Origin of the sequence: Janthinobacterium svalbardense, from assembly GCF_002327145.1 — a bacterium.
GTDB lineage: Bacteria > Pseudomonadota > Gammaproteobacteria > Burkholderiales > Burkholderiaceae_D > Janthinobacterium > Janthinobacterium tructae.
Genome location: NZ_CP023422.1, coordinates 4,186,453 through 4,200,439, shown reverse-complemented (window position 1 = coordinate 4,200,439; position 13,987 = coordinate 4,186,453). Strand labels below are relative to the sequence as shown.

General features: G+C 53.7%; 15 protein-coding genes. 9 read left to right on the top strand and 6 right to left on the bottom strand.

What is annotated here, in order from left to right:
• The first annotated feature begins 1 nt into the window (after position 1).
• The 7 genes from CNX70_RS18530 to CNX70_RS18500 all read left to right on the top strand — a co-directional run bounded on the left by CNX70_RS18530 (position 2) and on the right by CNX70_RS18500 (position 8,467).
• Positions 2 to 1,375, top strand: a complete 1,374-nt coding sequence (locus CNX70_RS18530) for a TolC family protein (RefSeq protein WP_096235984.1) — start codon at positions 2 to 4, stop codon at positions 1,373 to 1,375.
• A complete protein-coding gene (locus CNX70_RS18525; protein ID WP_096235982.1) occupies positions 1,372 to 2,763 on the top strand; it encodes a multicopper oxidase family protein in 1,392 nt (463 codons plus the stop codon). Before CNX70_RS18530 ends, CNX70_RS18525 begins: the two co-directional genes overlap by 4 nt.
• A gap of 28 nt (positions 2,764 to 2,791) precedes the next feature.
• The gene (locus CNX70_RS18520) at positions 2,792 to 3,121 is read left to right on the top strand and encodes a copper-binding protein (RefSeq protein WP_096235980.1); all 330 of its coding nucleotides are present in this window, start codon (positions 2,792 to 2,794) and stop codon (positions 3,119 to 3,121) included.
• Positions 3,122 to 3,142: 21 nt separating this feature from the next.
• Positions 3,143 to 3,511, top strand: coding sequence for a copper resistance CopC family protein (locus tag CNX70_RS18515; protein WP_096238543.1), 369 nt, complete (start codon positions 3,143 to 3,145; stop codon positions 3,509 to 3,511).
• Positions 3,512 to 4,411 (top strand): CopD family protein, encoded by a 900-nt coding sequence (locus CNX70_RS18510; protein WP_096235978.1) that lies wholly within the window; start codon positions 3,512 to 3,514, stop codon positions 4,409 to 4,411.
• Between the two features lie 231 nt (positions 4,412 to 4,642).
• A complete protein-coding gene (locus tag CNX70_RS18505; RefSeq protein ID WP_096238542.1) occupies positions 4,643 to 7,021 on the top strand; it encodes a heavy metal translocating P-type ATPase in 2,379 nt (792 codons plus the stop codon).
• 51 nt (positions 7,022 to 7,072) lie between these two features.
• Positions 7,073 to 8,467 (top strand): hypothetical protein, encoded by a 1,395-nt coding sequence (locus CNX70_RS18500; RefSeq protein ID WP_244198857.1) that lies wholly within the window; start codon positions 7,073 to 7,075, stop codon positions 8,465 to 8,467.
• A 360-nt stretch (positions 8,468 to 8,827) separates the two neighbouring features.
• Here CNX70_RS18500 and CNX70_RS18495 read toward each other — a convergent pair whose 3' ends face one another.
• Positions 8,828 to 9,409 carry a DUF4337 domain-containing protein gene (locus tag CNX70_RS18495; protein ID WP_244198856.1) on the bottom strand — a complete coding sequence of 194 codons (582 nt, stop codon included), beginning with the start codon at positions 9,407 to 9,409 and terminating at the stop codon, positions 8,828 to 8,830.
• 197 nt (positions 9,410 to 9,606) lie between these two features.
• On the opposite strand from CNX70_RS18495, the gene CNX70_RS18490 reads away from it, so the two are divergent.
• The gene (locus CNX70_RS18490) at positions 9,607 to 10,134 is read left to right on the top strand and encodes a glycine zipper 2TM domain-containing protein (protein WP_096235976.1); all 528 of its coding nucleotides are present in this window, start codon (positions 9,607 to 9,609) and stop codon (positions 10,132 to 10,134) included.
• A 37-nt stretch (positions 10,135 to 10,171) separates the two neighbouring features.
• Entirely contained in the window at positions 10,172 to 10,687 is a 516-nt protein-coding gene (locus CNX70_RS18485) for a glycine zipper 2TM domain-containing protein (RefSeq protein WP_096235974.1), read from the top strand.
• A 216-nt stretch (positions 10,688 to 10,903) separates the two neighbouring features.
• Here CNX70_RS18485 and CNX70_RS28320 read toward each other — a convergent pair whose 3' ends face one another.
• The 5 genes from CNX70_RS28320 to CNX70_RS18460 all read right to left on the bottom strand — a co-directional run bounded on the left by CNX70_RS28320 (position 10,904) and on the right by CNX70_RS18460 (position 13,862).
• A complete protein-coding gene (locus CNX70_RS28320) occupies positions 10,904 to 11,326 on the bottom strand; it encodes a hypothetical protein (protein ID WP_157751135.1) in 423 nt (140 codons plus the stop codon).
• A 181-nt stretch (positions 11,327 to 11,507) separates the two neighbouring features.
• Positions 11,508 to 11,903, bottom strand: a complete 396-nt coding sequence (locus tag CNX70_RS18475) for a VOC family protein (RefSeq protein ID WP_096238539.1) — start codon at positions 11,901 to 11,903, stop codon at positions 11,508 to 11,510.
• A gap of 193 nt (positions 11,904 to 12,096) precedes the next feature.
• Complete coding sequence (locus CNX70_RS28315) at positions 12,097 to 12,501, bottom strand: hypothetical protein (protein WP_157751133.1); 405 nt, start codon at positions 12,499 to 12,501, stop codon at positions 12,097 to 12,099.
• A gap of 112 nt (positions 12,502 to 12,613) precedes the next feature.
• Positions 12,614 to 12,976 (bottom strand): cupin domain-containing protein, encoded by a 363-nt coding sequence (locus CNX70_RS18470; protein WP_157751131.1) that lies wholly within the window; start codon positions 12,974 to 12,976, stop codon positions 12,614 to 12,616.
• A 487-nt stretch (positions 12,977 to 13,463) separates the two neighbouring features.
• Positions 13,464 to 13,862: a hypothetical protein gene (locus CNX70_RS18460; protein WP_096235966.1), complete on the bottom strand. Its 399-nt coding sequence runs from the start codon at positions 13,860 to 13,862 to the stop codon at positions 13,464 to 13,466.
• Between the last annotated feature and the right edge of the window lie 125 nt (positions 13,863 to 13,987).

The window sequence follows — 13,987 nt, the reverse complement described above, 5'->3', positions numbered from 1 at the left end:
CATGCTCCGACTTCATATGACTCTGCTTGGCCGCACGGCGGTCGGCCTGTCCACCATCTTCCTCGCAGGATGCGCCAGCCTTTCTTCCGATGGCGGGTTGGATGACGTCTCCTCCCTGACGAAAAGTCGAATAGGTCAGTCCATCCAGTTCCAGAAAGACGACCGCAACAACGACAATGAAATTCAGGTACTGCTGGGTAAGCCGATGAGTGCTGATTCAGCTGTTCAGATTGCTCTGCTCAACAATTCTGCATTGAAGGCCTCCTTTGCTGAGTTGGGTGTCGCGGAAGCCGATTTTGTCCAGGCAGGCCGCATGCGGAATCCAAGTTTCAGCTTTGGACGTGTAAGAGGCGGAGGTGACGCCGAAATCGACCGAAGTGTGATGTTCGACATTGCGGGGCTATTGACGCTGCCGACACGAACTCGCATTGAAAAAGGGCGGTTCGAACAGGCCAAACTGCAAGCCGCTGCGCAAGCGATACAACTGGCTTCCGACACTCGTCGGGCGTATTTCGTCGCCGTCGCTGCCGCCCAGTCTGCGGCGTTCGCCGAACAAGTACGCGGTGCAGCTGAAGCCTCATCCGAACTCGCTGAAAGCATGGCCAAGGTGGGCAATTGGAGTAAGCTTGACCAGGCTCGTGAGAGGGCCTTCTACCAAGACGCGGTCACACAGTTAGCCAGGTCGAGGAATGACGCTACAGCAAGTCGCGAGCAGCTCATTCGTTTGTTGGGCCTTTGGGGCTCGCAGCAGGAATTCACGCTGCCCGACCGGCTCCCTGACCTACCTGTTCAGCCACTAGAGATGACCAATGCAGAAGCGTGGGCGATGTCGCAGCGATTGGATGTTCTGGCAGCTCGGCGTGACACTGAAGCGACGGCATCCGCACTGGGTTTGACAAAGGCAACAGCGTTTATCAACGTCTTCGACGCTGGTTACGCAAATAAAAGTACATCAGGATTGCCGCGTGAGAACGGATACCAAGTGTCTCTTGAGCTACCCATTTTTGATTGGGGCGGTGCAAAGGTGGCCCGGGCTCAGGCCCTATACATGCAGTCTGTACACCGGACCACAGACACTGCCGTACGCGCTCGTTCTGAGGTGCGGGAAGCCTACTCCTCTTACCGCACCACCTACGATATCGCGCGCCACTATCGGGACGACGTGGTCCCTCTTCGTAAGAAAATATCTGACGAGGTGCTCCTTCGGTACAACGGCATGTTGGCAAGCGTATTTGAGCTGTTGGCCGATTCGCGTGAACAACTCATGAGTGTGAACACCGCTATCGAGACCCAGCGCGATTTCTGGATAGCCGAAACCAAGCTGCAAACCGCCATCGGCGGCGCGAGCACTACCGACACGAGGACCATGCCATGATTTCACGTAGAGATTTTTTCAAAGGTGCGGGTGCAGTTGCGGTAAGCGCTGCAGCTGTCAGCAAAGCTGGCGCAGCGACGCTGCCCGAAGCTATGTTGATGAACCACGCGAATACGCAAGTTCCCCCGCTACCGCCCAACGGCCGGCCCTTCAATCCTGTCGTGACGCTGAATGGCTGGTCGCTTCCCTGGCGCGTGAACAACGGTGTCAAGGAGTTTCACCTGGTCGCCGAGCCCGTGGTGCGCGAACTTGCGCCGGGAATGAAGGCCAATTTGTGGGGCTACAACGGTCAGTCACCCGGTCCAACGATTGAAGTGGTTGAGGGCGACCGCGTGCGTATTTTCGTGACCAACAAACTGCCTGAACATACCAGCGTGCATTGGCATGGCCAACGCTTGCCTAACGGCATGGATGGTGTAACGGGCTTGACGCAGCCTGGCATCACCCCGGGCAAGACGTTTGTGTACGAGTTCGTGGCGAAGCGCCCAGGTACGTTTATGTATCACCCGCACGCGGACGAAATGGCGCAGATGGCTATGGGAATGATGGGGTTCTGGGTCACTCACCCGAAAGACCCATTGTTGCATGCCGTCGACCGAGATTTTGTGTTCCTGCTCAACGCCTATGACGTTTCTCCTGGAAGCTATACGCCGAAAATCAACACGATGCTGGATTTCAATTTGTGGACCTTCAACAGTCGAGTCTTCCCAGGCATCGACTCGATGCCCGTGCGGCAGGGCGATAAGGTGCGTATTCGTGTCGGCAATCTGACGATGACAAATCACCCAATCCATGTGCATGGGCACGAGTTCTTCGTCACCGGTACCGACGGTGGGTGGACACCACCTGCATCTCGCTGGCCAGAGGTCACTACGGACATCGCAGTGGGCCAGATGCGCGCCATCGAATTCGTCGCCACAGACTTGGGCGATTGGGCCTTCCACTGCCACAAGTCCCATCACACGATGAACGCGATGGGACATGACGTCCCAACAATGATAGGCGTGGACCAGCGAGGGGTGGCCGAGAAGATTAACAAGATTGTGCCCGACTACATGGCGATGGGAGACAAAGGCGCTTCGATGGGCGGTATGGAAATGCCTATTCCAGAAAACACGCTGCCGATGATGTCAGGCGAGGGGCCATTCGGCGGGGTTGAGATGGGCGGCATGTTTACCGTGTTGAAGGTTCGTAAGGACCAGAAGCGCGGCGACTACTCTGACCCGGGCTGGTACAAGCATCCCACAGGGACATTAGCGTACGAATGGACCGGCGCACTGCCCGAGCCTCAGCGCAACTCCAATGCTGGAGGCCAATCTATGCCGGCAATGAATAAGCCAAATGTCGAGATGACGGTCCGAAAGCCGTCTGGACATGGCGAACACTAGTTTTCTATTTTACTCAAAAGGAAGAACCATGAATCATCTACAAAAATTTGTCCTCGCCGCCGCCCTCGGCTTCTCGTTCGCTTCGGCGGGCTCCGTGGCCTACGCCCAGCAAGCGTCCTCCCCCGCTATTCAAGCTGCGATGAGCGAGGGTGAAATTAAGAAAATTGATAAGGACGCCGGGAAACTCACCATCAAGCACGGCGAACTGAAAAATCTGGGTATGCCCGGAATGACGATGGTGTTCAAGGTACAAGACCTTGCCATGTTGGAACGGGTAAAACAGGGAGACAAAGTTCGTTTCGTCGCGGAAAAAGTAGGCGGCGCACTCATGGTCACCGCAATTGAAACAGGAAAGTGATTTCAACAAGGAGAAATGAGAATGAAAGCACTACAAACCATGATTTTTGCAACTGCTGTGACAACGGCAACGTTCGCAAGCCCGTTTGCCTCGGCACATGCAAGCTTGAAGAGCTCCAACCCAGTGGCTGGCACCACACTTCCTGTGGCACCAAAGGAGATTGCGCTCACCTTCAACGAGAAAGTTGAAGTCGCTTTTAGCACCATTACCTTGGCTGACGGTCAAGGCAACGTAGTCACCGCAGAAAAGGCAAAAGTCGACGCGGCAAATCCTGCCATTTTGCGCATGGATGTTCCGGCACTGTCGGCGGGTTCTTATACTGTGACCTGGGCGGTTGCCGGACACGATGGCCACCGCCGTAAGGGTGATTTTAAATTCACGGTGAAATAAATGGATGCGGTTTCGTTGCTACAGATAGGTTCGGCATTTTTGCTTAACGCCGGGTTCGCTTGGCTCGTCGGCTCATGGTTTGCACGCTACTGGATAGGGGCAAACGGAACCAGACGTGACAGTTTTGAGCCGGCGCTTCGCAAGCTCGACTTACTGGCTTCGGGACTAAGTGCAGTCGGCAGCGCAACTGCGCTTCTGGCTGCGACTGCCGTGATGGGCGGTGTCGGACTGCGAGAAGCCTGCCCTATGTTTTGGATGATGGTATCGAGCACAGACTATGGGCATGCGGGCTCCATCGCGACCTTGGCCATGACTATCCTGTTTTGTATTCGGTGGATGGGTAGCGCTGGTCGCTCGAGCGATATTGCAGTGGCACTGACCTTAACTACATTCGCTGTGACTCGTGCATCGATGGGGCATGCGGGTGAAGAAGGCTTCTGGACGATAGCATTGGCAGCAGAAGCCGTACACTTTTCCGCAATCGGATTGTGGACAGGCGCAGTTCTGGTCTCGGCTTGGTTCGCACTTAGTGAGATGCGAATAGCCGCCTTCGAAATTGGTGCCGCTGACCGATACCTGGACCTGATGTCGCAAGCTGCGATGGTCGCCGTGATTGGAATTGTTGTCACTGGCACTTTTAGTGCATGGCACAGAGTAGGAACTTCGAACCATCTATTTCATACCTCCTATGGCATGACGCTGCTGGTAAAGGTAAGTCTAGTCTTAATGGCTATCGCGCTGGGAGGCTATAACAAATTTTTTGGATTGCCTTTCGCAAGTCGCTCACACGCCGGCGTTAGGTTAGTTCGTGTGGCCCTGCGGATTGAAAGCATTCTGTTACTCGGTGCTCTTTTTGCTGCCGCAATTCTTACGTCTCAACAGCCACCAGCCGCAATTTAATGAAGTTGCAGCTTCGAGTAGCGCCAGGGAAGGCAGGAAGCATCCTCTCGAAATTCGGGAATTCGGGCAAAGTAGATTCGCATGTCTGCAACCGGGACACCTTGAGGCGGGTATAAAGGGGCAATTCGTGGTGGCCGCCAAGTAGCCCTTCGGCCAAACACGCGCTTCCCCAAACAGGTTGCGTCTAAGATGCAAGTACGGTCTGGTTCACAAATTGATGAGGGGTGGCTCATGAACGGCAACGAAATTCCGCAACGAGAAAATGAACACGGCAATAACCATGACACCATGAAATCTGTGGACAACATTGGTCCACAGGCTGTTGTCGATAAGCCGTTCACAGACCCAATATGCGGGATGAAGGTGGGGCCTGATAGGGAGCGAGAGATTTCGTACAACAGCGTGGTCTACCATTTTTGTAGTGCGAAGTGCATGGAGATGTTCAGCACCAGCCCAGAGGCCTATCTCGCAAAAGAAAAAGCGGAAGTACCGCCAGCGGCGACGTTGCAAAATGGCACCGTGTACACCTGTCCGATGCATCCTGAAATTCGGCAGGCGGCGCCTGGCAGCTGCCCGATTTGCGGTATGGCTCTTGAGCCTTTAATGCCTACTTTGGAAGATGAAGAAAATCCCGAACTGGTCGATTTTCGACATCGTTTTTGGTGGACATTACCTTTCACGGCTATCGTTTTTACCCTGGCGATGTTCGGCCACATGCTTTTCCAGGGAGCTTTGCCCGGCCAGAATTGGATTGAATTTGCGTTGAGCACTCCGGTGGTCATTTGGGCGGGTTGGCCCTTCTTCGAGCGTTGGGCAAAATCACTGCTTCGTATGAGCCCCAACATGTGGACGCTCATTGGCACCGGCGTTATCGCTGCTTACGGATACAGCGTCCTAGCAACTCTTGCGCCGCAGATATTCCCGCCGGCGTTTGCTGCTCACGGCAGTGTCGACGTCTACTTTGAGGCAGCAGCAGTCATCGTCTCGCTGACGCTCTTAGGGCAGATACTGGAGTTACGCGCGCGCTCTCAAACATCTGCTGCAATCAAGTCTCTACTCGGTTTAGCCCCCAAGATAGCGCGCCGTATTCGCGATGATGGGACGGAGGAGGACATTCCACTCGCAAATGTCCACGTTGGTGATACGCTTCGTGTCCGTCCTGGTGAAAAAGTCCCGGTTGACGGTGTTGTCGCCGAAGGGGAGAGCTCTTTGGACGAATCGATGTTGACCGGAGAACCGCTGCCCGTTACCAAACGCGCCGGGGACCAATTGATTGGCGCAACCATCAATACCAGCGGCAGTCTTATCATGCGTGCGGAGAAAATAGGCAGTGACACAATGCTGTCTCAAATTGTGCAGATGGTCGCCCAGGCACAACGCTCACGTGCGCCGATGCAGCGCCTAGCTGACAGCGTGGCCGGCTACTTTGTGGTTGTAGTGGTAGGCATAGCTTTACTTACGTTTATAGTTTGGGGTGTGTACGGCCCCGAACCTAGCTGGGTGTTCGGCTTTGTAAATGCCGTAGCGGTGCTCATCATTGCTTGTCCATGTGCGTTAGGGCTGGCCACGCCGATGTCAATCATGGCGGCTACCGGACGCGCAGCTACAATGGGAATTCTATTCCGAGACGCTGCTGCCATCGAGGACCTGAAGAAAGTCGATACGCTTATTGTCGATAAGACAGGAACGCTTACAGAAGGCAAGCCATCCTTTAACAGAGTAGTAGCCGCCTTGGGTTTCAAGGAAGACGATGTCTTGCAGATTGCCGCGAGTATTGACCAGGGTAGTGAACACCCGTTGGCACACGCCATCGTAAGCGAGGCTAACAAGAGGAAGATGGTATTGACCAAACCAGATGCCTTTGAGTCAGCCAGCGGAATCGGTGTTCGCGGAGTTTTGAATGGAGATAAAATAGCCCTCGGAAACACTGCACTTATGGACGCCGAAGGTGTTAATTGGAAGCCGTTGTCTGACGCAGCCGAAAGCCTGCGAGTTGAGGGGGCAAGCGTCATGTATTTGGCGTCTCAGGGCAGTTTGATAGGCCTGATAGCAGTGTCCGACCCTATCAAGGCTAGCGCTCAAGAAGCGTTACAGGGGCTGCTGGCTGATGGACTGACCGTAATTATGGCTACCGGCGACGGCGTTACTACAGCGATGTCCGTCGCAAGCAAGCTCGGTATCAAGGAGTACTATGGGGAGGTCAAGCCGAAGGATAAGCTCGCACTGGTCGAGAAGCTGCAAAAAGAGGGCAAGGTGGTCGCAATGGCCGGCGATGGTATCAACGACGCGCCGGCACTTGCCAAGGCTAGCGTCGGCATAGCGATGGGTACCGGAACAGACGTCGCCATCAACAGCGCGCACTTGACGCTGGTAAAAGGCGACCTCCGGGGCATAGCACAGGCGCGTACCATTTCGGTCGATACCGTACGCAACATGTGGCAGAACCTGGGCTTTGCGTTTGTGTACAACGCGCTTGGAATACCTTTGGCTGCCGGCGTGCTCTATCCCTTTACCGGCCAGCTGCTGTCTCCCATGATTGCAGCTCTAGCGATGAGCTTGAGCTCAGTGTCTGTGATTACAAACGCTCTGCGGCTGCGTAAGGCCAAGTAGCGAATACAAACGGCGGCGGGCATGCACTCCGCCGAGAGATAGGAGGAAGTATTGGAAGCGCTCAAATTCGAACTCGCCGGCGAGACCATGGCCACCGGCGCTTTACTGCCCGCGGAGATGCTCAATTCTGGGTGCTTCTGCAGCAGCCTGGATAGGGATGCCCTTCGTCAGGCACTGTCGGATGACCTGGATTCCCCCGAACTGTTCGAACTCGTCGAATCCCGGTGTCCGTATCTCTTTTCTTCCAGGCCTGTGTTTGTCTCAGATAGCCAGTCCGCTCGCATCGCACGAGTCATTGAAGCCCTTGAGTCGGTCATCAGCATGCCAGCCTACCGGGCCAAGGTGCTGGCAGATGCCCCCGAAATCGCGAGGCAGGACCCGGGCGGTGCAAAGGGTGTGTTTTTCGGCTACGATTTCCATTTAAACGGTGGTGTCTTAGCGCTTATCGAGATTAACACCAACGCCGGTGGTGCGATGCTTAACGCTGTTACGGCCAAGGCACATCGGTCCTGTTGCTTGAGCGCTCCGGCCCTAGCCGCAGCCATCGCATCCGGCGCCGCGCTAGAGGATAGTATCTTTAAGATGTTCGAAGCTGAGTGGGGCACCTCGATGCATCAGCGCCCGCTCCGTACAATCGCCATCGTGGACGACGCTCCCGAGCAGCAGTACCTGTATCCGGAGTTCCTCCTTTTTCAGCGTCTGTTCGAACGGCATGGCGTGCAGGCCGTTATCGCGGCACCAGGCGAGCTAACGTTCCAAGGTGGTGTGTTGCGTTGCCAAGGTGTGGCAATCGACTTGGTGTACAACCGGCTTACCGACTTCATGCTTGAAGCAGCAGTGAACCAGCCCCTTCGCGATGCTTATCGCGAGCAGGCGGTTGTCCTTACCCCTCATCCCCAGGCGCATGCTCTGTACGCGAACAAGGGCAATCTGGTGCTGCTGTCAAATGAAGCTAAGCTCGTGGAACTCGGCGTCGCTAGCGAAGTTCGGCAAGTCCTTCTTGAAAGTGTCCCGCCGACTGAGCTGGTCACGGCAGACAATGCGGACCAACTCTGGGCGAACCGCAGAAAACTATTCTTCAAGCCGACAGCGGGCTATGGAGGTAAGGCTGCTTACAGAGGTGAAAAACTTACGAAGCGCGTCTGGGGGGATATCCTTGCTGGGAACTACATTGCGCAGATGCTCGTCCCACCTGGCGAACGCATCAATGGTACGTCGGCCAACCCAGAATCACTCAAATTTGAGCTGCGCTGCTACGTCTACCATGGCAGCGTGCAGTGGACTGCTGCACGCGTGTATCAAGGCCAGACTACGAACTTCCGCACACCAGGTGGTGGATTCGCGCCAGTCTACAGCTTGGCTGACGAGTGTGCCAAAGCCGAACTTGATGCGCTTGGGTCGAAGTCGAGCGAGTCCCTTAACTGCTGCATTGGAAACTGTTCGTGAAATTTCATTGATGATGTACCCCGATGGTAGTTTGAACGACTTCTTCGTGGATGGTTATTTGTTCGCGTAGCCTCCGCGGAAGCAATGTCGGGTCGCTTGTGACGATGCTCAGTGCACATGAGTACGAGCCTTTCCCAACCTGCCAGACATGGAGGTCAACAACCTTTGGCCCATGGCCGCGTGCTATCGTCTCGACTGCTTCGCGAATTTCCGTGACCACTGGATGGTCCATTTACGGGTCCAGTGGCACCTTACATTTCTAAACGATAAGGCCTTTTGCCCAGACGGACAAAACCACCGCTCCCACAATCCTAATAACAGGGATGAGCCGGGCCCAGCCGTACATGCATCGCCCTTACTTTATACAAGCATCAGGAAACCGTCAGCAAAACACGCTACGCCTGCAATACCTACCGGAATGGAAGCCCACCAAATACGCCGAGCCTTCATCAGCCCCGCTATGGAGTTAAGCAGAATCGATACCTGAAGGAATATCACTGCGATACCAAATGGCTTGCCGTGTTGCTTGGCGGCATCGCGCTGCTGTTCAAGCTCGTGTGCGTGCGTTTGAATGCCCTGTTTCTCGCTAGCATAGCGACCGATGGCAGCACGGTACTCAGCCTCTTTTTCAGCATAGGCGGCACTCGCAGGATTTCCCTTTGACAGCGCCATGGCCTGCAATTTTAGTTGTTCTGCTTGCAATTCATACAGATGCTGCTTGGTGCTTTTCGCCTGGTAAAACGACCACTGGTCCGAGGCCAGAGCCTGGCTTATCACGCTTTGGGTGGAATACCCGCCACCTTTAAAGGTAGACAAGGTCGCGCACACTGCAAGGATTACCGTCGCAAGCGCCATCGTATTGAGCCAGGGTGCCTTGATTTCTTCCGCCATCGCTTGCCTCTTCATTGAAAAAGCCAGCATTGTAAACGGCAGCGTCGACATGGACCATACGTGCGGCACATCCCGCGAACCTGGGTCTCAGCGTGCAATTTCCATCCGGCCGCTGCGCATTTGACCATAATTTGACATTGTTTTTGTTACGTATGCTTACCCCAGAAACATCTCCCATACATCCCGTTCGCGGCTTCATCCGTTAATGCTCTATAAGCGCGACGTCAGCGCCATACCGGAGAACAAAAATGGAAACTACCACCACGTCGAATCGCATTCATCCACTGATGGCCGCCGCCGCTGTCTCGCTTACTCTGGTCAGCCTGGTCGGTGCCGCCGCGATTGCAGGGATTTTGCCAAACTCTCATAGCGCAGCCGTCACTAGTCCGACCGCAGAACAAATGAGCAGTAGTAGTGCCCCGCTGGCACAGCAGTCCGTACCCGCCCCGGTCGTGCGGGAAATTGTGCGATACAAAACCGTCGTGCACCATGAGTATCCCCGTCGTCACCAGTCCACCCGTGACAGCGACCACGCCCAGTTAGCTCAAGCTGACCAATCTCGCGATTATCGGCAGACTACGGCATATCAGCAGCCAGCTCCTGTCGCCCAGAACAGCCCGCTTGGCATAGGCATTGGTGCCCTGGTCGGCGGCTTGGTCGGTAGTCATGTTGGTGGCGGCAACGGCCGCACCTTGGCAGCAATAGCCGGCGCCGTTGGCGGCGGCTATGTGGGCAACGAAATCGCCAAGCGTAACCAGTTCGTCGGCCAGCAATAACGCCGGACCGACGTCAGAAAGAATGTGAGGAAGCATCATGAAAACCAAATCCAGCTTGGCACTTTTAGCCCTCGCTCTACCGATGGCGGCCTTCGCAACCGAATATCGGACAGTTGAACGTCCTCGCCAAGAGTGCTGGAACGAACAAGTTCAAGTGCAGCAGCGTGGCTACGACGCCGGCGGCACAATCATTGGAGGCATTGCTGGAGGTTTGCTCGGCAACCAGGTCGGCCATGGAAACGGCCGCACCGCAGCCACCGCCGTTGGCGCGATAACAGGCGCAATGGTCGGTGAGCGTATGTCGTCCCAGCCAAGCTACTACACCCAGAGTGTGCAACGCTGCCGCACCGTCATTGAACGTGTTCAAGTACCAGTCTATCGCGAACCAGCCCAGGTATGGGTTGAGGAGCAACCGGTGTACGTACCGCGCGCGGAGTACTACTACGTTCGGCCTGGCGAACGCGAACGTCGGGAGCACTGGGACCACGACGGTTGGCATGAGCGGCGCCATGACCGAGATGAGCACCGCCACCACCATGAAGACGAAGATTAATCCAGGTGGCTCGTCAACTTTCTACTAGGCGGCGAGCACTTCACATATCTGTCTCGAGGTCGCTACCTGAGACGGTTAGCTTTTGGTGCCCCTGTGATTTACCCTGTCCATGCTCAGCCTGTCCAGGCGGCGTTGGTCTACCTGATTGAATCCGCGACCAATTGTAGCTATTGGCAGCTTGCGCCCCAAAGCCGAACTTCGCGATTGGACTGATAGCTAGTAGTCCAAGCCACAGTCGTTGATTGTAATCGGCATACCAAATAAGGCCGCAAGTCTATCGGTATTGCTCTGAAGCCAGAGTAACGCATCCTCATTAAAATGGTCCGCAACGAAGAAGACCACAGGGCGTCGATTTTCCAGCATCTTTACCTCAAATGAAACAAAGCCGGGACCCTTTTCTCTGCGCATGAAGCAGACCGATAAGGCCTCTACGTTTTCAGCGTCAATTGAAATTACTTGGTTTTTTCTGGCTATTCCAATTGAGTTCGAACTACAGTCATTCCACCCGATTAAATGCCAAGACTTGGTATTTACACTGAATTCGGCCACACGCGGAGGAACCCCTTCGTTATTGCTTCGGCCGGGAGGAATTGTGAATGGCCATGAAACGCTTTCGTCGAGAACTTCTACTTGAATCATGAATGGCCCCAAACCTGACTGATGGTAATTAATAAAGTCGCGTGAATCGCTTTTGGCCGCTAGCGGCCCATGAGCATAGCGAAATGCCGAGCGAGAAAAGCCACGCATTGTCACGTCAACGCGAATGGCTGCTCTTGGCCGCTTCCTGACATCAGACCTGGTCACTCTCAGTAAGAGTAATTCAGGGCGAACAGTTCAGCATCCACTGCACACCAAACTGGTCGGTCAATTTACCGAAGTAATCACCCCAAATCTGTATATCTAGAGGTGTAGTGACCACACCTCTATCCGCCAACTTGTCAAAAATCTGTTTCGTTAACTGCCGGTCATTCATCTGCAAAATATGTGCAGACCCTCGCATTGGCTCCGCATCATCATTGTCAGAAGCGAAGAACAAAACACCTGGACCCTCAAATCTTGCATGCATGACTTTCCCTCGCATGGATTCATTACGGACCGGCATACCATCAACGCCAAATCGCGATACATCGGTTATTTTTCCTAGCCCGCACTGAGTGTAAAACGCCAGTGCTTGTTCGCAAGTCGTAGTAAAGAAAAGATAATTGGATAATTGCATCAACTCACCTTTGCATTAGGTTAAGTAAAACGAAAGTATCGGGTTGGTGAATTTTCATGAGATTTTCAGATGTTATCAACAGTTCAGTGCTGGCTGCAAACAGCAGCCATAGAGGATAGAAAACTATCAAAACGAAAAACTCATACATTATCACAAAAACACGAGTGACCGCTCCTGGCCGATTACGGCTGACTCACCCTAGCTGAACGTTTGCCCAATTTATGGCGTCGTTTGCACCTATAACTTCGCCCTCTTGCGGGTCAACAAGAACACCGCCGGATATCGATGCGAGCACGCTTGAAGCGGCAAGTGCAGCAGTCAATTCCAGCGGTCGAGAACCGATGACAAACTGAACAGAGAAGCCCAGTTCAGGTGCCAATCCAAGTTCGGCTATATCCTCCGAAGAGGTCGGAGCAACGTAATATTCAAACCCCGCTAGCTCTCCATTGACGGGGCAAGGAAGAAAACCAGTGAAAGAAAAAACATCAAAATCATCGTCCAAAATAACCGAAAAACCTGCATCGGTTATCGCTTCTCTCCATACACTAGGCGCCGGCATATCGCTTCGTTTTAGATATACCGTTAAGTCATACGACATAAGAATCTCCGAAAATTAATTACTGGCAGTGTTTGGCTCCGTCTGCTTCTGGCCAGCTGCTGTCGTTGGTGGCTTAAGCCCCACAGCAGAAGTTGATTAATTTTAAATAAAATTAAAGCGGCTTTTCCTCCTGATATATCTTGTCTTCGACCGAGGGGGCATGCAGCATTAAGGTCTCAACTGGAGGAAATACTTTCGTCACTGTGTGAAAAACGCCGACGGGAAAAAAGCAAAATTCTCTTTCTTTGATAATTGTGCGTACCCCTTCCACCTCGACCTCTATAGCTCCTTTGAGCACAATAAAACATTCATCACTGGATGTATGAAAATGAAGTCGTTCACCGTCACCGACCCAACTCTCGTTGGTATTGTTATACCAAATCTGAAACTGGCTTGATTTTAAGCCAACGTCATCAGGCGGTAATCGTCCGGGCAACAACGTCGAGTAGTTAGGCAGTTTTCGATGATGAATCAATATAGCTCCATGTCATAGGTATGTGAACGACAGCTCTTGGCCGGCTGGCGTCGTTAGCATATTCCACCTCAACGCACTCTTTGCTTGCCGTTTGCATCCGACGCTCGGTAAAAGCTTGTGAGCAGTTCAGCGGGGTCTAGTGGAATCGTGGCTATTCACAGGCTCACTCATTGTTCGCGTAGTGTCGACACATATCGAGCAGATTTTTCAGCCCCTCTGCGTCCGCACGTTGTCGTAAGAGCGCAATTACCTGTTCGACTTGAATGCGACTAGGAACAATTTCGATAGGGCTATGCACCATCCAACCGATGAGTAAAGGTGATAATAACTGAATGGGTAACGTAAGAACTTCTTTTCTTGTAGGAACTTGGGTATGTACTCGTACCTTTTGCCGTGCAGATTTGCCCACTTCTGAGCGGCCGTAATATTTTCGGCAGGTACGCCAAACGTTTCAAAATCGTCGTGCATCAGTACCTTTCAGTTACTGCTAACTTAGACGAGCACGAGCCATAGCTTGAAGAAGTTGATGCAATTCAGGTTCAATTAATTCTGCGGTTGCCGGGCGAAGGAATCGGCATCCGTTTGAACGCGCCAGTTCGGCCACAAGTACAAGAAACTGCGGTGCTTCTATACGCACATCACACCGCACAAACATACTGGCGCCAACATCGTCGAACTCAATGTCGGCCCGGTTACCATTTTCAGGGCCAAACACTAACCAGTCCTCTAGCATCAACCAAGGAGGCCCAAAATAATGCGCCAACGTCTCCTGTAGAGTGCGCACCTGCTTTTGCGACAGTGCAGGCGTTCCCCAACCTTCGTTGCTTGCATCACGCGCGCGCATGTTGACCGGTATCAGGTGAAGGTCGAACTGCCAGACAGCCATAGCTTCATCTCCGTATGCAAAACGGAATTGCTTGCTCAGTCCAGTCTAGCACTTCGGATACGGCTGAGCCGACTTTTCAATTCCCAGGGGCATCTCTTTCGGAACGTCCAGTGCAGTTGCCGCAT